At 50.9% G+C, this 20,378-nt stretch carries 12 protein-coding genes; 9 read left to right on the plus strand and 3 right to left on the minus strand.

Annotated elements, in window-relative coordinates:
• Positions 1–224: 224 nt before the first annotated feature.
• Both F1593_RS10085 and F1593_RS10090 read left to right on the plus strand, forming a co-directional pair.
• Positions 225–1,994, plus strand: coding sequence for a DHA2 family efflux MFS transporter permease subunit (locus F1593_RS10085; protein WP_149401432.1), 1,770 nt, complete (start codon positions 225–227; stop codon positions 1,992–1,994).
• A complete protein-coding gene (locus F1593_RS10090) occupies positions 1,984–2,727 on the plus strand; it encodes a cytidylate kinase-like family protein (RefSeq protein ID WP_172632020.1) in 744 nt (247 codons plus the stop codon). The genes F1593_RS10085 and F1593_RS10090 overlap by 11 nt, the downstream gene beginning before the upstream one ends.
• A gap of 22 nt (positions 2,728–2,749) precedes the next feature.
• On the opposite strand, the gene F1593_RS10095 is transcribed toward F1593_RS10090, so the two are convergent.
• The 3 genes from F1593_RS10095 to F1593_RS10105 all read right to left on the minus strand — a co-directional run bounded on the left by F1593_RS10095 (position 2,750) and on the right by F1593_RS10105 (position 11,053).
• Entirely contained in the window at positions 2,750–5,158 is a 2,409-nt protein-coding gene (locus tag F1593_RS10095) for a serine/threonine protein kinase (protein ID WP_149401434.1), read from the minus strand.
• Between the two features lie 209 nt (positions 5,159–5,367).
• Complete coding sequence (locus F1593_RS29725; RefSeq protein WP_149401435.1) at positions 5,368–7,299, minus strand: LuxR family transcriptional regulator; 1,932 nt, start codon at positions 7,297–7,299, stop codon at positions 5,368–5,370.
• 202 nt (positions 7,300–7,501) lie between these two features.
• Positions 7,502–11,053 (minus strand): tetratricopeptide repeat protein, encoded by a 3,552-nt coding sequence (locus F1593_RS10105; RefSeq protein WP_149401436.1) that lies wholly within the window; start codon positions 11,051–11,053, stop codon positions 7,502–7,504.
• 574 nt (positions 11,054–11,627) lie between these two features.
• Between F1593_RS10105 and F1593_RS10110 the strand changes: the two genes are divergently transcribed.
• The 7 genes from F1593_RS10110 to F1593_RS10140 all read left to right on the plus strand — a co-directional run bounded on the left by F1593_RS10110 (position 11,628) and on the right by F1593_RS10140 (position 20,354).
• Complete coding sequence (locus tag F1593_RS10110; RefSeq protein WP_149401437.1) at positions 11,628–12,761, plus strand: LacI family DNA-binding transcriptional regulator; 1,134 nt, start codon at positions 11,628–11,630, stop codon at positions 12,759–12,761.
• Positions 12,762–12,852: 91 nt separating this feature from the next.
• Positions 12,853–14,580: an ABC transporter substrate-binding protein gene (locus F1593_RS10115; protein ID WP_149401438.1), complete on the plus strand. Its 1,728-nt coding sequence runs from the start codon at positions 12,853–12,855 to the stop codon at positions 14,578–14,580.
• A gap of 152 nt (positions 14,581–14,732) precedes the next feature.
• Positions 14,733–15,722: an ABC transporter permease gene (locus F1593_RS10120; protein ID WP_149401439.1), complete on the plus strand. Its 990-nt coding sequence runs from the start codon at positions 14,733–14,735 to the stop codon at positions 15,720–15,722.
• 3 nt (positions 15,723–15,725) lie between these two features.
• A complete protein-coding gene (locus tag F1593_RS10125) occupies positions 15,726–16,676 on the plus strand; it encodes an ABC transporter permease (protein ID WP_149401440.1) in 951 nt (316 codons plus the stop codon).
• On the plus strand, positions 16,676–17,851 hold the full coding sequence (locus F1593_RS10130; protein ID WP_149401441.1) for an ABC transporter ATP-binding protein: 1,176 nt from the start codon (positions 16,676–16,678) through the stop codon (positions 17,849–17,851). The genes F1593_RS10125 and F1593_RS10130 overlap by 1 nt, the downstream gene beginning before the upstream one ends.
• Positions 17,848–18,954 (plus strand): ABC transporter ATP-binding protein, encoded by a 1,107-nt coding sequence (locus F1593_RS10135; protein ID WP_149401442.1) that lies wholly within the window; start codon positions 17,848–17,850, stop codon positions 18,952–18,954. Before F1593_RS10130 ends, F1593_RS10135 begins: the two co-directional genes overlap by 4 nt.
• Entirely contained in the window at positions 18,951–20,354 is a 1,404-nt protein-coding gene (locus F1593_RS10140) for a GH1 family beta-glucosidase (RefSeq protein ID WP_149401443.1), read from the plus strand. The genes F1593_RS10135 and F1593_RS10140 overlap by 4 nt, the downstream gene beginning before the upstream one ends.
• The last annotated feature ends 24 nt before the right edge of the window (positions 20,355–20,378 follow it).

Below are 20,378 nucleotides of genomic sequence, written 5' to 3' on the forward strand. Positions count from 1 at the left end.
TCTCACCTTCACCGTGAGGTTATATCCCGCAACGAAGACCTCACGGTGAAGGTGAGGTCTTTTGTTACATGAAAGGGATGTTGAACGTGAATAAAGGTGTCGACGGTAATCAATATACGTCGTATTCTTTTTTCTACACAATGTTCACTTTTTATATCATTGTATCGCAGGATGAGTCGCGTTACCTGGCAGGGAGGTCGCCTTAATTATAAGGAGATCATGCTATGGGTAAGCAAAATTTTCAATCTGATCGTGATGCTATTTCTTCAACTGGCGCTGTCTCTTTAAACACATCCCCTTACGATTATTCTCAGCGTACGAAATTATTGACGATGCTGGGTGTGTTACTGGTGATGTTCCTCTCTTCACTGGATTCTACTATCGTTTCAACGGCGATGCCGAGTATTATCGCTGACCTGCATGGCTTCGATCGCTATACCTGGGCCTCAACTGCCTATTTGTTGACATCGACGGTAACGGTGCCCATTTATGGCAAGCTTTCTGATCAGCTTGGGCGCAAGCCAGTTTTTATCTTTGGCTTGATCTTATTCCTGCTGGGTTCGGCATTGTCAGGCTTTTCGCAATCCATGGATCAGTTGATAGGCTTTCGGGCTTTCCAGGGCATTGGTGCGGGCGCATTGCTTTCGCTGGCCATCGCGATTGTTGGTGATCTCTTTACGCCGCGTGAACGTGGCAAGTGGCAGGGGGCGACCGGTTCCGTGTTTGGTATCTCGGCCATTGTTGGCCCGCTTGTAGGTGGCTGGCTAACACAATATGTTTCCTGGCATTGGGTCTTTTATGTCAATCTGCCAATTGGCCTGATTGCTTTGCTGGTGCTGATCTTTGTGATGCCGCCGATTGCCGCCAGTAGTAGGCGTACCACGATTGATTATCTGGGCGCGCTCCTCCTGATCCTTGGCTTTGTCCCGCTCTTACTGGCCTTTTCGCTGGGTGGTTCTGATTTTGCCTGGCTCTCGCCGCAAATTATCGCTATGCTAGCCTTTGCGGTAATTTTCTTGCTCGGTTTTGTCTGGTATGAGGCGCGTCTATCCAGCCGTGCTGGCGAGCCAATTCTCGATCCCGTGTTGTTTAAGAATCGCATCTTTTCCATCTCTACCGTGATCACGATGGTGACAAATATGGCGCTCTATGGCAGTGTTTTCTTTGTCCCGCTCTATATGCAGGGCGTGCTGGGACTGACTGCGACGGGTAGTGGCGCGACCCTGACTCCTTTAATGCTGGCCTCGGTCTGTACCAGCATTTTGGCGGGCCAACTTGTCTCGCGTAGCGGGCGTTACAAATGGGCGGTAATTAGCGGCGCAATCCTGGCGCTGCTTGGTCAGGGACTCCTGGTCTTGCTCAACATCCATTCATCCAGCCAACAGGTTTTTGTAGCTATGATCGTGCTGGGGCTCGGGTTAGGTTCCAGTATGTCCCTCTACTCGTTGATTGTGCAGAATGCGCTGCCTACGCGGATCGGACAGGCGTCTGCGGCCCTGATCTTTTTCCGCTCGATTGGTGGCACATTGGCATTGGGCTTGATGGGCTCGGTTTTAAATGCTACCTATCTGCCATCTTTTTCGCAGCATATCCCCGCCGCTGCTCGTACGGTATTACCCGCTAATCTGGCTCCCTTCAATAATCCAGAGGTATTACTATCAACAGATGCGTTGTCGAAGGCGGAAGGACTGTTTGCGAGTCAGGGACCACAGGGTCAGGACCTCTTTAATCAGATCATTACGGCCGTAAAAGGGGGTTTAATCCAGGGTATTCACAATGGATTTATGATCAGCCTGATCCTGCTCATCGTTGGTCTGGTACTGGTTTTCTGGTTGCCTGAGATCCCTTTGTGGGGGGAGCACGCCAGGCTGTTGAAAGAGGTTTCGCCCATGAATGATGCTACATCTGATCTGTCCTCAACGCGTTCATCCTTTATCAAACAACGGGATGGATCTTCTCAGCAGGAGAACCGGGAGAATTTCAATGCGGGATGATCACCTACAATTGGTGGCGCAGATGAAGGCGGTAACTGTGTCGCGTGAATATGGGAGTGGTGGTGGTGAGATCGCGGCACGTCTGGCGCAACGACTAAACTGGACGCTCTTTGATCATGCGGTTGTGCAGCAGGTAGCTCACAAGCTTGGTATCAGCCTGTCCGAGGCGGAGGAGCATGATGAAAATGAGGAGAGTCTGGGTGATGCGTTACTGCGAGCCTGCCAGTTGATTCAACCAACCATGTCGGCGACGATACCAGGCATTCCGCAGGGTATGGATGACAAGATCTATCGTACCGCTTTCAGGCAGGTGATCGCCGCAGCTTTTGCTGCCGGCCATGTTGTGATTGTGGGACGTGGAGCACAGTTCTTGTTGGCCTCCCAGCGCGATGTACTGCATGTCCGTATTATCTGTCCGTTCGAGCAGCGTGTGATCTATGTCATGCGCCGCGAACAACTTTCCCGCAGTGATGCTGTGGATCGCATTCATTATATCGAGCAAGGGCGCAAGCGTGCTGTGCAACATCAATATCATCAAGACCTCAGTAATCCTTTGCTGTATGATTTCACCGTCAATACCCATGTTCTGACGCTGGAGCGTGCGGTTGATCTTCTCCAATTCGCACTGTTGAGCAAGGCTGAACGCCTGTCAGTACCAGACGACCAGCTTGGACCGGGGATGAATGTCACTCCTTATCTCCAGGAATTGAAAGATTTCCCTTTCCCGCCATAGTCGCCAACTGACATGCTCAGTTTTAATGGTTCGTGCTCGTGCTCGTGCTCGTGCTCGTGCTCGTGTAAGGGTTGATATTGATGCTGGCGAGTTGTTCTATCTGGTTACACAACTGGATGGCCCCGGGTTGATATACATGTGTTTTTGGATCAGTATGACCATTCAAGGCATAAGTGCTTTGCTGAACGAGATCATTGCGTAGCGTCTGAGCCGCCAGCAATTTCTTGTTACTGAGATTGGATAGTTGCTGGATATCTTGCTGGATATTTTTTAGCCACACATGGATCATAGCGAGTTGTGTATGTATCTCGCCCGCTTGCTTTATTTGTGTAGCGGTCGCACCTGGAGCCTGGACAATGCCGCTGAGATGGTTGCCAATATGCGTAACATGCCCTTCCGCTAATGGGGATTGGTTACAGTCGAGCAGGCTGACCCGGGTTGTAGAGCCAATTGTAGGATGATCGGGCATGGTGGGCAGGCGCGTATTTGTGTTTTCCCTTTGTGCGCAAGGACCATCCAGATAGTAGAGTATGTTGGTTAAATCCTGGCGTGTGATGCCATTGTTCTGTTGATCTTTGATGTGCACGGCTGTCTTTTGCAGTTGTTCAATGTCAGTGAGGAACCAGTAATCGATGCCGCCTGCTAATCCCACTTTGTTGAGCGAGGGTTCGTTGGCAAGCAGATGACGCAGATGATCAAGCTGGCTCTTATGATCACTCTTTGAGGCATCTTGAGGAATAGTCCCGCTATAGCGCCAGTAGGTAGTATCCGGTGTGGGTGTGGAAGGAGGGGGATTGATGCTTTCTTCGGTAATCAGTATTTTGCTTTTAGTAGCCAGCAAGTTACTGCGTTGTGGATCTTGATAGGTAACTGTTGCCGTTCCTCCTGTGAGATGGAGAGGGCCCAGGAGAATAACAGGATCTTCTGGTTGGTTATCCTCAAGCCAGGCATAGTATGTATTGCCTTCCGCTGGTCGTGGCAGATTTTGCAGTTGTACTTTGATCCCATCACTCAGACCGAGATTGTCCGCTGCGTCGGGTTGACGGGTACTGAAAAATGAAACCTGTCCTACCGTTGTGCCTGATGAAATGGTGTTGGGAGTAGCGTTGCCGGGTATAAGGTTGCTGAATCTTTCCAATAGTACGAAACAGATAAGCAGCACAGCCGCGCTGGTAACCAATAGAGACCAGCGTCGTGCAGGTTGATGTTTGGGAGCGTGACGGTTCGCCTGAATGGGAGGTATTGTATAGATGGATGATGAGACTGGTGTGGTGGGTGGATTTAACTGCGGTTGTGTAGGCGCAACGACCGTTGGAGCTGATCCAGATGGCAACCAGTCGGGGGTAAAGTGTGGCTGTGTTTCATAATTATATTGAGGTGCAACAACAGCCTCGACTGGCTGTACTGATGTTCTCGTTTTGCTTTCAGGTTGTTTAGGGAACTCATTCAATGAAGGAGGAATGTGCACATCGTGATTTGGTTTCTCCTTCGGTCCTGGATCTGGCTGTGGGAGCAGGGTACGTTCTTCAAGGAGCGTGGATCGTAATTGGTCTGGGATGGGTACCTGAAAAGCCTGGGCCAGCGCAATTGTCAGCGAAGCTGCTTTCGTGAAGCGTTGGCCGGGTTCTTTCGCGAGACAATGCTTGATCACATCATCCAGCGCCGCTGGCATACGTTGATTGATCAGGCTGGGTGGGGGAGGAGTTGCCCGCACATGTTGCAGCATAATGGCATAATAGGTCTCGCCCCGAAACGGTGGTGTCCCTGTGCAGATCTCGTAGAGGACGATTCCAAGGGAATAGATATCGCTGCTAGCACTGCCGGTCTGCCCCTGTACTAATTCGGGTGAAATATACAATGGTGTCCCCAGAGATGTTCCAGTCGTAGTTAATGCTTCCGCCCCCACCATCTTCATGATACCAAAATCGGTCAAAATCGGCTCACCCATTGGATTTTGACTGGTGTTGCGATGATCCAACAAAATATTAGCGGGCTTGATATCCCGATGAATAATCCCATTCTGATGTGCATAGTCAATGGCCTGACTGATCGATGCCAGGAGATTGACAATCTCTACTGGCGAAGGAAACTGACCGATGCGCGCTGTTTGACGAATATAATCCGCCAGTGTCTGTCCCTCGATATAATCCATCACCATATAGGCAAGGGCATCCTCCTGATCGGGTGTGGAGACATGAATATCGTGGATCTGCACAATATTGCTATGACGTAGCGATGCGATAGCCTGACCCTCACGCAGGAAACGACTCATAAAGTCGGGAGTGGTACGCAGATCGGCATGCAAGATTTTGATTGCCACAAAGCGCATTAGCTGAGGATCAAACGCCTTCCACACCTCAGCCATACCTCCCTGCCCCAGGCGTTCATGCAAGATATATTTCCCCAGTTGCTTTGGCTCTTCTCTATCCATGGGACATTCCTCATTCTGTGCAAATACGAAATGTTCAAAACCTCATAGCAATGCAATACGCTATTTCATATTACACGTTCATGCTAGAGATGTCAAAGGGCAAAATGACCTATATTAGGATGTGAAACACGTGTTGCGCACAGGATAAACGCCCAGGGCTATCTTTTTTGGTGTTCGCCTTTGGCATGTGTTTGAAGCAAATGAGCGCGTTAGAGGAGCGCCAGGGAAATGGATTTTGCCATGGCCTGGGTGCGGCTCTGGACGCCAAGTTTGCTACAAATGTTAGAGACATGCTTTTTGACGGTGCCTTCACTGATGATAAGGGATTGAGCGATCTCGCGATTGGAGGCCCCTCGCAAGAGTTGTTGCAGAACATCCCGTTCGCGGCGGGTGAGCGGCTCTAAGAGCGTATCATCCTCCGCTTCCTCGGCTGATCGAATAGCCATACTAGATTTCTGCAGGATGGCCCGGTCGGGATCAAGCAGTATCAGGGAGGTGTGCGGCGTGGTGACATAGTCGAGCGGTGGCGTGATAGTCTGTTCGGGTACAGCGATAAAGTCGATCCAATGAGTTGTTGTCTGCTTGCGTTGGCTGGCTGTTTTGACTTCATCTGCACTGATTTTCAGGTCGAGTAAACGTTTGACATTCTCGCTATCCGCCACCTGTGTGGCGTGATAAATGGCGCTAACCAATTGTCCCTGGACTTCATACCAGCGGCTGGCGCGGCGGTGTAGATCGCGCACGAGCGTAGCCTGCGTACGTTGGAGACGATGGCGTAATGCCTCGGCAAAGAGCGTATGATAGCGATAGCACTGACCCTCTTCATCCAGCGGGACAATAAAGAGATTCAATTGCTCGATTGTTTCCAGGAGCAATTGACTATTATCCTGCTCACGAAGTGCATCGCAGAGCGGCGCCTGCAAACGTTCCAAAATTGAGGTTTGTAACAAGAACTGCTGTATCTCTGGTGTTTGTTTAAGCAAGACCTCTTCGATCAAGTATTCTTGTAGATAGCGATTTTTGGTAAATGTGGTACCCTCACCCTCATTGAGATGGCGCGCGGCAAGCTGAATGCCAGCGATCCAGCCTTCAGTCTGTGCGGTAAGCTGGATGTATTCTTTCTGAGCGGTGGCGGCATCATGTTGTTTGGTCAGCAGGAATTCAGTCTCGCTGGCGTTAAAGCGTAAATCGGCATGCCGCAACTCGGTCAGGACACCCTCTACCCGCAGGCGTGCCAGGGGCAGTGGTGGATCTGTGCGACCCGCCAGGACCAGATGGAGGCGTGCCGGAAGATGATCCAGCAGAAAGGTCAGTTCTTGTTGCAATTCATCTGCCTGGATGGTGTGATAGTTATCAAGTAGCAATACTATGTCTCGTGTGAGTTGTTGGCAGGCGTTGAGCAATGTTTTGATGACATAGAGCATGCCGGTCGTTTTAATGCGAGAAGCGTGTAGTAAGGCCAATGCTGAAGCAGCCAGGCCAGGCTGAGCCATGTTCAGGGCGGTCAGGATATGGGTCCAGAATACGCGAGGATCATTATCTAGTATGTCTAGCGAGACCCAGGCGTGTGCTGCGTTGGAGGTGCGACCCTGTTGCTGACACCAACTGCTCAGCAGGCTGGTCTTACCATAACCAGCGGACGCCGAGAGGATAACCAGCTTACTCTGTGTGCCTGCTGTCATGCGTGCATATAAATGAGGACGTGGGATAGTTGCGGCTGTGACCGGGATAATGAATTTTTCTGCCAATAATGGCTCAGACAAAGAATGCAGGGTGTTCTGCGTGATCTGTCCCTGTGACGCTTGCAGGCTCAGTATATCGTTGTCAGCTTTCTGCCCCAGCATGGTCGCAGCCTCAATCAAGCGCTGCAATGTTATTTCGGCTGGACGGCCCAGATAGGCTTTATAGATGCGCCCGGCGGGTTTGCGATAGGCATACCAGTACCAGCCATTGCGTTGGCGCTCATGGCGTACCGTCATCGTCGCACCATCTTGTCTGAATGAAAAAGACTTATTCTGCTCATCAGCCAGCCAGCGAAACCACTCATGTGAAGCTACAGCGATAGAGCGAGTCTCCTCGGATGCTTGATCCGAGAGCCATAAATATGTGTCAACAACGACTGGAATATTTCTACGAACCATGTACTGAGATCCTTTTCTGCGTCTTCTGCGTCGAAATGAAAAGTGTGTATCTGGTATTGTACTGAATTACCTGGAGTAATACATCGGCGAAAAAGCGTATGTTTTTGTGTTATAGAAGAGGTCTTATAGAGCGAGGTTACCAGGTATATAGGTTATTTTACCTACGCATAGCTTTGATTGGCGCCTGTAAATAAGCGTTGCGTCAGGTGAGTCCATGTTCAAGCGCATAACGAGTGGCTGCGCTACGCGAACTGACCTCTAGCTTGTGATAAATCGTGCGTAAGTGCGTCTGTACGGTGCGCGGGCTGATGATGAGTTGGGCAGCGATTTGCGTATCTGGCAGGCCACTGGCGAGAAGTTGGAGCACTTCTTTTTCGCGTCCTGTGAGGACCGGTGGCTTCTCTAACGGCTTCTCATTCACGACGACATCTGTGGAGGGAGGTGTTTGGGCTGGCATTGAGGCAGTTTTCGCGTCATAAAAGCGCAGTATCTGTTCCAAAGACATCTCTCTACCAGCCTGCCAGGCAGCATTAAATTGGGTTATATCCAGTTGTTGACGTGCGCTTGCCAGTGAGTGTTGGTAGAGTTGGTCTTCGATGGGAGGTATAGGGGCACCGATCTCTTCACGCAATGTCGTCGCGGCCCCCCATAGTTGAACAGCGCGTGCGGCCGCGTTCTGGTTCACGATCACCTCTCCCAGGCGTTCCAGGCAGGATGGAATAAACCAACGGTCGCCGGTACGCTGGCAGAGTATCAGGCTCTCCTCGATTAATTGACTCGCCTTTTTGAAATCATGCTGGTGAATAGCTAGCAGACCGAAATCTGCCAGCAAATAGGCTCTGGTCAAACCGCTACGCATCTCGCTTTGCATTGCCAGAGACTCATCCAGCAACCTCTGTGCGCTGGCGTAGTCACCTTCATAAAGAGCCAGTAATCCCATAAGATGCAAGGCTTCGGCAATATAGCGTGGATCGCCAATTTTCTTTGCTACCCGTACGCTCTCTTCTATCAATGTACGGGCCTGCGCATTTTGGCCCTCGTTGAGCGCTACCAGGCCAAGCTGTGTCAGGCGTGAGGATAATGTCCAGTGATCGCCCATCTCACGTGTCAGCGTTAGACTCTCCCCCATCAAGCTATGCGCCGTAGCGTAGTGCCCCTGATGGGCTGCCAGATGGCCCTGTATACTGAATACAGCAGCGATCATGACACGGTTATCCAACTGCTGAAAGAGGTCCATACTCTCAGCCAGAGATTGTTGGGCGTCGGCGAATTTACCCTGGGTAAATTCGATACAGCCAAGGGTAAACAGACGAGTCGCCATCCCTTCATCGTCGCCTGCTTCATAGGCAATGGTGCTACTCCCCTCCGTTGTGAGTGAGGTTGGCAGCGGCTGCCATTGATCATAAAAAGGAGCATTGGTATTAAATTTCTTTAAATAATGCACGACCTTATGCTGGTTGCCCAATTCTTTTGAGACAATCAGGCATTCCTCTAACAGGAAATCAGCAGTAGCATAGTCGCCTTGATAGAGGGTCACGATGGCTAAAGGCAGGAGTACCAGCATAATGCCTACCCGGTCCCCCACCTCACGATGAAGTGTCAGGCTGCCCTGAAACAGTTCGCAGGCGCGGGGATAATCACCCTGATTAGCGGCGATCTGTCCCAGACTATCCAGGCAATAGGCGCTACTACGCTTATCCTCCAGTTGTTGCGCAATACTGAGCCGTTCCTCAAAGAAGGCCCGGGCTTCGCTCAAAAAGCCCTGTGCAAAGGCTTCATCGCCCAATGTGCCCAGCGCATCGGCGATCCCATAGAGATCCTGCTGCTGGCGTGCCAGTTGCAGGCTTTGTTCAAACAGTGCATGCGCCTCGACCGGAGTCGTGCGCGCGTAGGCCGTGCCCAATCTATTGAGGGTTGCCACAATGCCCGCTTGATCGTCTATCGCCTGGTAGAGTGCCAGACTCTCTTGCAAGAGTTCGATGCTACGTTGATAGTGCCCCTGGCTATCAGCGAGAGTTGCGGTTGCGAAGCAGGCTTTGGCGCGGATAGGGATCTCAATCTGGTCCTGCTTGCTCTGGCGCAACGCTTTTTCCGCCCATTGATAGCCTTCACGGTGGCGATTGCGAATTCGCCAGAAGCGCCATAATCCTCCACAGAAACGCAGTGCGGCTGCTCGTGCGGGCAATTCTGGCTGCTCAATCAGCCAGCCCAATGCTCCACGCAGATTGTCATAATCCTCTTCCAGCCGCTGGAGCCAGAGGGCCTGTTCTCCCTTTCTTAATTGTGGCTCGGCCCTTTCTACCAGGGCCAGATAATACATGGCATATGCCTGTCGTACCTGTGTATCCTCGCCCTCCGTGCGTAAACACTCTTCTCCATATTCTCGAATAGTTTCAAGCATGCGCAGGCGGAGCGAACCATCTATTTGTTCTGCTTGTTGTAATAAACTCTTATCGATCAAGGAGCTAATGACGTCTAATGCCTGTACATCCGTTCCGAACAGTGTGGCGCAGAGTTCTTCTGCTGCCTCTAACGTACAGCCGCGGATAAAGACGGAGAGGGCTCGAAAGACTTTTTGTTCCTGGGTTGTGAGCAGCTCGTAGCTCCAGGTGAGCGCATCGCGCAGCGTCTGCTGGCGTGTCGGGAGATCACGGGGGCCGCCGGTCAGAACTTGCAGCCGATGTTCCAGGCGTGTCAGTAGCATCTGTGGAGGCAGATGTTTGATGCGGGCCGCAGCCAGCTCTAGCGCCAGCGGCAAACCATCCAATTGGATGCAAATCTCGGCGATGATAGCGGCATTGGTTGGCGTGAGCGCAAAATCAGCCTTCATCGCGGTTGCGCGTTGGGTAAAAAGGGCAATGGCTGGATAATGCAGGAGGGTCTCATTATCAGGCAACTGTTGCAGATCGGGCAAGGCCAGGGGCGGCACTATCAGCTCATATTCTCCCCGTAGATGGAGCACCTCGCGGCTGGTAACCAGCAACTTGAGCTGTGGACAGGATGACAAAAGATCGGCCAGCAAGGGGCTGGCAGTCATAAGCTGTTCAAAATTATCCAGTACAAGCAGGATCTGTTTGGAGTGCAAATAGGCTTTGACACGCGCCAGTAGTGGTTCTTCACCAGCTTCCATAAAGCCCAGTTCTTGAGCAATTGTTGGTACAACCAGGGCGTGATCAGTGATGGGGCCTAAAGAAACGAAGAAGATACCATCAAGGAAATCTTCTCTCAGAATTTGCGCACTCTCCAGTGCCAACCGTGTCTTGCCTACTCCACCCGGACCAGTAATCGTCAGCAGGCGTGTCGTCTCGTGCAGTAAGGTACAGGCGGTCTCAATCTCCTGCTCACGCCCAATCAAGACGGTAGGCAGCGCGGGAATATTCCCTGTCAGCGTGCCTGGCACTGTTCCTGGGATCGGTGTAGTCGCCCCATGTGTGCTCAGATGGACCTGCTGTTGCGTCAATTCAGCCGCGACGCTTTGCAGGCGTTCCAGCGACAATGTTTCTGATTTGCCCAGATACGCATGCAAAAGTTTTCCCTGACGCCGGCAATACGCCTTCCAGTACCAGCCGCCGCGTTGATTGCTTATCTGCTCTTTGCGAGCCGTAAAACTGCCTGCTGCGCTGCTGAATGCAAACGTTGTTGCCGTCATAAGCCAGGAATACCAGTCCGCTGAATCTACTGCCAGATGATACTCTTGATCTTGTTCTCGATAGGAGAGGATATTAGTCCGTACGGTGGGCGTTGAGCGTGCCATTGCTCCTCATTCTAAATTTAAAGAATAGGTTATCTCAGTAAAAGTTCCACAACACCAACGTTGGTGTCAATAAGTAAGTTCGGTAACTTTTGGTGCCTCATTCTGCCAGACCGCTTCTATCCTTGCGTACTCCATGCTTTACGATAAAGGTGCAGACAATCCCACAATCAGAGATCCTTTAGCAGGTTACCTAACCATAGTATACAATAGATCCTTTTCTATCACCACACTATTTCCGGTAAAAATGAACCATCTATGGCTAAACACGCCTGCAACCGAACTTTCCACTGCCTGTTTGCTCCTGGGACTTTTTGTTTTTTGTGGCCTGTTAGGTAACCGGGCGGTACTTGAAACGGATCAGGTTAAGTATGAGAAGGTAAAAAAAGAAGAGAAAATAAACCAGGTAAATACAACTTTCGTCATCTTTAAAAAAACGGTTCTGAGATTAAACTTCATCTATGAAAACGTTACCGAAACCGCTAACGGTATCGAAAACGGTAGGGTTTTCAACAGTGGTTGCTTCATCGCAAGAAGCAGGATCTGTATTCCGTAAATCTGTTGAAGAAGGACTTTGATGGCTGGAAAGATCACCATACAAGATATCGCGCAAATGGCAGGTGTGAGCAAAACGACCGTGTCTCGGGTGCTCAATCATCGACCGGACGTCAACCCTGAGACGCGCGAACGTATCTTACACATTATGGACGAGCAGGGGTTTTTTCCTAGCCTTGCTGCAGCCGGGCTTGCTGGCGGGCGCAGTCGCTTGATTGGTGCACTCGTTTCTGTCTCACATTGGCCACTCATTCCAGAAATCATGCGTGGTATTGCGGAAGTGGTAGACCAGACTCCGTACGAACTCGTTCTGTATAGCAGTAATGCTGGCAATGATGCGAAGAACTATGGTGAAGTAATTGACCGTATCCAGGCAACCAAACTCACCGCTGGCCTGCTGGCGATTTATCCAGGGCAGGCCACACCGCATCTGGCCGATTTATGTCGGCAAGGCTTTCCAGTGGTGATGTTTGATGACCAGGGAGTGCCGCCGGATGATGTTTCCTGGGTTGGTGCAGACCAACGTACAGGAGCTTATCAGGCAACGCGCCATTTACTTCAGCAAGGTCATCGGCGCATTGCGCATATCCAGGGGCCCTTGAAATATCAAGTGTCATTGGATCGCTATCAGGGATATTGCGATGCCCTGGCCGAAGAGCAGGTCGAGATTGAGCCGGAGTTTGTTCTGCAAGGAGACTTTACCACTCCTGGCGGAAAGGAGTGTGCAAGTCAATTTTTTGCGCAGATAGGATGTCGTCCTACCGCGATCTTTGCCAGCAATGACTTAATGGCCTATGGCGCATTGTCAGCTGTCGTTGAAAGCGGCTTACGGGTTCCTGAAGATGTCGCGGTTGTTGGCTTTGATGATATTTCATTTTCGGTTCATTCGCAACCACCGTTGACCACCGTCAGGCAGCCATTGTATGAAATGGGCAAGCGTTCGATTGAAGTGCTCTTGAGCATGATTGATCCACCCGAGCCACAAACTCGGCCCTGGAATCATAAATCGGCGCCGAGAATACAGGGAGTAAATGCGCTCCCTGTGGCACCTGTACATGTCAGACTGGCGACCAATCTGGTTATGCGTGCCTCGTCTGGCTGTGCCCCTTCCCCCACTCATACCTATGGCAGCGTAGGAGTGGATCAGGCGCAATAGCATGGTTGCATTGCCTGATACCGGGTATCTCGTTCGAGATAGTTCTTATTAATCATTGGAGATTTGAATTTTCCATTGCTAGGAGGTTTGTATGACTTTCCTTAAACAGGAGTCTTACACCAGGAATCATCGTCGTTCCGGCAAGCATATTGGGTTGCTGACTCTGTCAGCGTTGCTTGCCCTGATGGTATTATTGTCCGCCTGTGGTGGCACTACCAACACGGATACAGGGACAAATAGCGCCAAGAAAAGTATTCTCACTGTCAACCAGGCCCCAAAGGGTGACAATCCAAATAACTTTAACCCTCTCGTCAATAACCAGACATCGGCTTATGGAACACAGGGTTTCTTGTATGAGACACTGCTTTACACAAACCGCTATACTGGAAAGCCACAGGGTTGGCTAGCTGACTCCTGGACCCAGTCTGATGACCTGAAGACCCTGACCTTCCACATTCGCCCGAATGTCAAATGGTCTGATGGCAAAGATTTTACCGCCAATGATGTGGCCTTCACCTTTAACGAGCTGAAGACCTATCCTGATGTGGACCTGAGTAGCCTGTGGTTGAACTATATCCAGGATGTGACTGCGACAAATGATAGCACAGTAACATTCCACTTCAAGACAACATCGACCACCACACTCTGGTATATTGGATCTCAGACCTTCATCGTTCCACAGCATATCTGGTCGACGATCAGTGGCGATCCTGCTAAATACACTAATACCAATCCAGTTGTGACCGGACCTTTTGTCCTGAGTAAATTCTCTGCTGCGCAGATCACGTATGACAAGAATCCTAAAGCCTGGACTGCCAGTCAGGATAAGGTTGATGAGATTCGCGTTCCTGCTATTGCCGACAACGCTACAGCTACTTTGGAGCTGGCTAAAGGTGATCTCGACTGGTTGGGTGTCGCGTGGGATCCTAAATTCGATACCAGTTATACCAAGAAAGATCCTGCTCACAACCACTACTGGTTTACTCCTAGCAACACCGTTATGCTCTATCTGAACACTGCGAAAGCACCGTTCAACGATGTGAATGTTCGTAAAGCTATCAGCGATGCTATTGACCGCCAGGAACTGCAGGCTAAAGCTACTCCTTATGCTCCTCCTGCCAATCCAACCGGTCTGGTCTTGCCAGCTGGCAAGGCACAATTGACTCCTGCCTATGCCAATGCAACCTTTACTAAGGACACGGCTACCGCTCAGTCCCTGCTGGCCCAGGCTGGTTATACCAAAGGGAGCGATGGTTTCGTCCATGACAAGTCCGGCAAGAAACTCTCGATGACCTTGATCGATGTGACTGGCTGGAATGACTGGGTTTCCGATACGCAGTTGATTGTCGCCGACCTGAAAGCTATCGGTATCGATGCTTCACAGAGCTCACTTTCACAGACTGCTTATCAGACTGACCTGCAAACAGGTAACTATGATGCAGGTGTGAGCTGGACAGACTCTGGCCCTACCCCTTACTACGCTTACTCTGACCTGTTGGATAGCAGCAAAACTGCCCCAATTGGCAAGGTTGCACCAACCAACTGGGAGCGTTGGAGTGATCCTACAACTGATACGTTGTTGAAGCAGTACAACTCTTCCAAAGATCCTGCCGTACAGCAGCGGGCTCTGGATGGCCTGGAGAAGATCATGGTTGAGCAATTGCCTTCCATTCCTCTGAGCTACAATCCATACTGGTATGAGTACACCTCAAACCACTTCACCGGCTGGCCTGCTCAGGACAATTCCTTTGCCTTTGGTTACTCTGGTAACTATCCTGACGATGAGTATGTTGTTCTGCATCTGACACCAGTGAAGTAGTCTCTGTTCACTCTGGTCTGTTCCTCCACTTCTCCCATTGCAGGAAGAGGTGGAGGACTCCCCACATTTTTTCGACTCGGCTGCTTGTGTATTCCAGTCGTGTGCTGCTATCAAAAAATACTGTAAAAAAGAAATTATAAAGGAGGGGTGACATGCGCCGTATGATCAGCCGTTTGGGCTTCTATGTGGTTGCATTGTGGGCCTCCGTAACGCTCAATTTCATCATTCCACGTTTGATGCCAGGGAGCCCGATTGAGGCATATCTGGTGAAAATGCAAGGGCAGAACGTAAGCCTGCATACGATTGATGCGTTACGAGCGCAGTTTGGTCTGAGCAATGCGCCGATCTTTGTACAATATTTGCAATATCTCGGCAATTTGTTACATGGAGATCTGGGTATCTCTATCTCTAATTATCCCTACTCTGTCTGGGAGGTGCTCTCAAGCCATATTCCATGGACTATTGGCCTGGTTGGTATCTCCGTCGTTTTGAGCTTTGCTATCGGGACATTGATTGGAATTGTCATTGCATGGCGACGTGGGGGCGCGTTGGATTCAACCGTTCCACCCATCTTGACCTTCATCTCATCAATTCCTTATTTCTGGATGGCCCTGGCTCTGCTGTATTTCTGTGGTTTCCTGCATAGCTGGTTCCCCATCAGCGGTGGCTATGATATCAACAACGTTGATCCAGGTTTCTCTTTTGACTTTCTGATGAGTGCGTTGCACTACGGAACCTTACCGGCTGTGACGATTATTCTGGGTTCGCTCTCCGGCTGGGTGCTGGTGATGCGTAATACGATGGTAACAACCCTTTCAGAAGATTATGTATTGATGGCGCAGGCCAAGGGTCTGTCGTATCGTCGGGTGATCATGACCTATGCCGCACGGAATGCGATTTTACCCAGTATTACCAGCTTCTCGATCTCGTTGGCCCAGGTCGTGGGTGGTTCACTGCTGACGGAAATGGTGTTCAACTATCCTGGCATTGGTTATGTGTTTTATAATGCCGTAAATAATCTGGATTATAGCCTGGTTGAAGGTTGTTTCTTAATAATCGCCCTGGCTGTGCTGGCTGCCAACCTGATTGCCGATGTCGTTTATAACTTGCTTGATCCACGAGTACGGCAAGGGGAGGCATAAATAATGGCAACTGCTCTGCAACCTGTTACTCCCGAGCAGCAAAATCCTGTGGCGGGAATTACTATCGTGCACAATATATTGAAATGGTTGACCTCGAACTGGAAAATGACGACGGGCACTTGCATCCTGGTCTTTTTCATCTTGATGGCAATCTTCGGTCCCTTATTAGCGCATATGTCTCCGACCGCTTTTTCCAATGATCTATTTCAGCCACCTTCGGCTGCGCACTGGTTAGGCACCACTTCCAAGGGCGAGGACATCTTCGCACAACTGGTGTATGGGGCGCGTATCTCACTGCTGGTTGGCTTTATCGCCGCCATTGGTTCGACGATCCTCCAAATCCTGTTTGGATTACTCTCTGGTTACTTTGGTGGGCTGGTAGATAATATCCTCTCATTTGTGATCAATGTCTTCCTGATCTTGCCTGGCCTTCCGCTGGGTATCGCGATTGCATCTTTCGCGCCTAATAATATCAAAGGTCCTATCCTGATTACCATCCTGTTGACGTTCACCTCCTGGAGTTATGGAGCGCGGGTGCTGCGAGCACAGACGCTCTCAATGCGCTCACGAGACTTTGTAGAGTCTGCGCGTTCCTCGGGTGAGTGGCCGTTGCGCATTATCTTCTTTGAGATTTTGCCCAATATTATTTCAGTGGTCGCTTCGAGCTTCGTGGGCACCTTCGTCTATACTATTGGCGCTGATGTGGCCTTTGAATTCCTGGGCCTGGGAAATGTATCCCAGTCGACCTGGGGGACGATGCTCTTCTGGGCTCAGAGTCAGCAGGCCATGCTGGCAGGCGGCTGGTGGTGGTTCATTCCCCCTGGCGTCTGTGTGAGCTTGTTGTGCGCAGGATTGGCCTTTTTGAATAACGGTATTGATGAAGTGGCAAATCCTCGTTTGCGCGTGGAATCCAAACGGAAGCTTGCGCGTCGTAAGAAGGAAGTGGTGGCATAATGGTAGCTCCTCATACGGAGACGTTGCTGGACGTGCGGCACGTCAACGTTGATTATCTGGCAGGCAGTGGGGCCGTGCATGCGGTGCGCGATGTCAGCTTTCAGCTGAAACGTGGTGAGATCATGGGCCTGGCGGGCGAAAGTGGCAGCGGCAAATCGACGCTGGCCTTTGCGATTGCACGTTTGCTTCGCCCACCTGCCGAAATTATCGGCGGACAGGTTCTCTACTATCCCGATGCCGCTAGAACTGGCCAGTTCACATCCTTGATGCAAAAAGTAAAATTAAAGGATGCATCCCATCAGGCAAAGAATGCAACGGAGATAGTGCCGGAAGATGGCATCAATGTCTTTGGTTTGACCCCCACCCAGTTACGTCTCTTCCGCTGGAATGAGCTCTCGGTGGTCTTCCAGAGCGCCATGAATGCGTTGAATCCGGTGATGAATATCGGCAAGCAGATTATGGATGTCCTGGCGGCGCATCAGCCTGAGAAAAGTGCTAAGGAGCGCCACGAACGCGCCCAGGACCTTTTGAAGATGGTTGGTATCGCCCCTGATCGCTTAAGCAGCTATCCCCATGAGTTGAGTGGTGGGATGCGGCAGAGGGTGACCATTGCGATTGCGCTGGCCCTTCAGCCGGATCTGATCATCATGGATGAGCCGACAACCGCTTTGGATGTGGTGGTGCAGCGCGAGATTCTCGATCTAATCAGCTCATTATGTAAAGAAACAGGCACGGCTTTGATCTTCATCACCCACGACCTCTCGCTCCTGTTGGAGCTGGTTGACCGGGTGGCTGTGATGTATGCTGGAAAATTGATTGAAGTGGCGGGACGTAATGCGTTCTATCAACATCCACGGCATCCCTATAGCTATGGCCTGATGCACTCTTTCCCTACCTTGCATGGTCCACGCATCAAGATGATTGGTATCCCTGGCACTCCCCCGGATTTGCGGAATGTGCCTGCTGGATGTCCTTTTGCCCAGCGTTGTCCCATGGCCTTTGATGCCTGCCGGAAGATAGTGCCGGAATTGCGTACGATTGTGGCCGATATTCCAGAGCAAGTTGCCGCTTGCCATCTCTATGATCCGACCATAATTGGGAGTAGGAATATTCCCCAGCCTGCTGACCTGGCAAAGGGATTCGAGGTGAAACCAGAAAGGAGTGTTGTTCGATGAACAATTTCATGGATCATGAGCAACAGCCGGTGCTAGAAGCAGTGCATCTGCATAAAGAATTTCCGATCAATCAAATGAAGCTTGGTAGCCGTTCCGCCTCAGTGCATGCGGTAGAGGATACGACGCTGGCACTCTATCCTGGTCGGGCCACGGCCCTGGTGGGTGAGAGCGGCAGTGGTAAAACGACGGTCGCACGTATGCTGGCGCGGGTCTACGATCCGACCTCTGGCGAGATCCGTTTCCGTGGGAACGATGTGAACTACAAGAAGCGTGGAGCGGCGTTGCGAGACTATCGACGCCACATCCAATTGGTCTTCCAGGATCCCTTCTCTTCTTTAAATCCAGTACATAATGTGCGCTATCATCTCAGTCGTCCGCTGCGTGTCTTCGGCCATGCAAAAAATGAGCGCGAAGTGACTGAACAAGTGATAGAACTATTAAATAAGGTTAGCCTGACACCTGCCGAACAGTTTATCACGAAGTATCCGCACCAATTGAGTGGCGGTCAGCGCCAGCGCGTCGCAATTGCGCGTGCTCTGGCGGCCCGTCCTGAAGTTGTACTGGCTGATGAGCCTGTTTCGATGCTGGATGTCTCGATCCGTCTGGATATCCTGAATCTGATGGAGCGGCTGAAGATTGAGGAACGCCTGGCTTTCCTGTTCATCACTCATGATATTGCCAGCGCACGCTATTTTGCTGAAGATATCCTGGTGATGTATGCTGGTCAAATGGTTGAAGGCGGACTTAGCGATGATGTCATCCAGGCGCCGAAGCATCCCTATACTCAGCTCTTGCTTTCTGTCGCACCTGATCCACAGCGTGTTGAGCAAGTAATGAATGAGGGGGCCAATGATGCTGTTCCGGCACGTGGTGAGATCCCGAGTTTAATTCGACCCCCGCAAGGATGTCGTTTCCATCCTCGCTGTCCACATGCGATGGCGATTTGTAAAGAGAAGGTTCCAGGCCGCACTGAGGTAGCTCCAGGCCATTGGACAAACTGTTTCTTGTATGATCAATCCGAAGCAGATAGGAAACCTGCTTCCTTTATTCAAGCTGATGCCATCCATAATGCAAAAGCTCTACAAAAAGAAGAGGCCAAATGAGCGACTTAATTATTGGAAATACGCAAGTGAGTACAGATGAGGCGCTGGCAGCCCAGTTCCCGACAGATTTTCTCTGGGGGGCAGCGACTTCATCCTATCAAATTGAGGGTGCAACTCGGGAAGATGGGCGTGGCCCTTCGATCTGGGATCGTTTTGCGGCCACGCCGGGTAAAATCTATCAGGGGGATACCGGCGATATCGCGGTCGATCACTATCATTTGATGGAACAAGATGTTGCCTTGATGGCGGAGTTGGGCTTAAAAGCGTATCGTTTTTCTATCTCCTGGCCTCGTATCTTGCCGACTGGTACTGGTACCGTCAATCAACGTGGACTCGATTTTTATAGCCGTCTGGTGGATAACCTGCTGGCAAAGAATATTCGGCCTCTGGTGACTCTGTATCACTGGGACCTGCCGACCGCCCTGGAAGATCGTGGTGGCTGGTTGAATCGTGAGACCGCATATGCATTTGCCGATTATGCTGAGATTGTGGCGCGCCATCTGGGTGATCGCGTCGAGCATTGGATCACTCATAACGAACCCTGGTGCGCGGCCTATCTGGGCTATGGCAACGGCCTCCACGCTCCGGGTATCAAGGATGAGCAGTCCGCCATTAATGCGGGACACAATCTGCTCTTATCCCATGGCCTGGCGCTGCCACGTCTGCGCTCGGTTCTCAAGGATAGCGCTAAAATTGGTATCGCCCCCAATCTTTTCCCGACCTACGCCATGGATGAGGCCCCTGAGACAGCAGCCAGGGTTGAGCATGAGTTAGATTTCAGAAACCGCTGGTTCCTGGATCCTCTCTTCAAAGGACATTATCCAGAGCACTTCTTTGCCAATATGAAATGTCAGGCACCCGATATCCGGGAAGGGGATCTGGCTTTGATCAGCGCTCCGATCGATTTCCTGGGTATTAACTACTACAATCCTGTCCGTGTTGGTGTGGTGCAGACAGAAAATGCACAGGGTGAGCCACAGATCATCAGTGATATTTTACCGAATCCTTCCGATGCCGTCATCACCGAGATGAACTGGGAGGTGTATCCCCAGGGCTTATCAGATCTCTTTGCCTGGTTGAAACAAAACTATGCCGAGGTCCCTGCTATACTCATTACAGAGAACGGTTCTGCTTTCAATGATGAGTTGGATGAGAATGGACATGTCGCAGATACACAACGCACCCAGTATCTACAGGGACATATTGCGGCCATCGGACGCAGTCTGACCCAGGGAACCAGCGCACCTGTAATCGGCTATTGCGCCTGGTCATTAATGGATAATTTTGAATGGGCCGAAGGCTATAACAAACGCTTTGGCCTCGTGTATGTTGATTATGCTACCCAGAAACGCACTATCAAAGATAGTGGCCGTTGGTATGCTTCCTTTCTGTCGTTATAAGCCAGTCTGGAAAGATGCTGAAAA

Source organism: Dictyobacter arantiisoli (genome assembly GCF_008326305.1).
GTDB lineage: Bacteria > Chloroflexota > Ktedonobacteria > Ktedonobacterales > Ktedonobacteraceae > Dictyobacter > Dictyobacter arantiisoli.

Excerpts from the sequence above, each read along its gene's own strand:
- F1593_RS10085 (WP_149401432.1), top strand. The coding sequence starts at position 225 with ATGGGTAAGCAAAATTTTCAATCTGATCGTGATGCTATTTCTTCAACT.
- F1593_RS10090 (WP_172632020.1), top strand. The coding sequence starts at position 1,984 with ATGCGGGATGATCACCTACAATTGGTGGCGCAGATGAAGGCGGTAACT.
- F1593_RS10095 (WP_149401434.1), bottom strand. The coding sequence starts at position 5,158 with ATGGATAGAGAAGAGCCAAAGCAACTGGGGAAATATATCTTGCATGAA.
- F1593_RS29725 (WP_149401435.1), bottom strand. The coding sequence starts at position 7,299 with ATGGTTCGTAGAAATATTCCAGTCGTTGTTGACACATATTTATGGCTC.
- F1593_RS10105 (WP_149401436.1), bottom strand. The coding sequence starts at position 11,053 with ATGGCACGCTCAACGCCCACCGTACGGACTAATATCCTCTCCTATCGA.
- F1593_RS10110 (WP_149401437.1), top strand. The coding sequence starts at position 11,628 with ATGGCTGGAAAGATCACCATACAAGATATCGCGCAAATGGCAGGTGTG.
- F1593_RS10115 (WP_149401438.1), top strand. The coding sequence starts at position 12,853 with ATGACTTTCCTTAAACAGGAGTCTTACACCAGGAATCATCGTCGTTCC.
- F1593_RS10120 (WP_149401439.1), top strand. The coding sequence starts at position 14,733 with ATGCGCCGTATGATCAGCCGTTTGGGCTTCTATGTGGTTGCATTGTGG.
- F1593_RS10125 (WP_149401440.1), top strand. The coding sequence starts at position 15,726 with ATGGCAACTGCTCTGCAACCTGTTACTCCCGAGCAGCAAAATCCTGTG.
- F1593_RS10130 (WP_149401441.1), top strand. The coding sequence starts at position 16,676 with ATGGTAGCTCCTCATACGGAGACGTTGCTGGACGTGCGGCACGTCAAC.
- F1593_RS10135 (WP_149401442.1), top strand. The coding sequence starts at position 17,848 with ATGAACAATTTCATGGATCATGAGCAACAGCCGGTGCTAGAAGCAGTG.
- F1593_RS10140 (WP_149401443.1), top strand. The coding sequence starts at position 18,951 with ATGAGCGACTTAATTATTGGAAATACGCAAGTGAGTACAGATGAGGCG.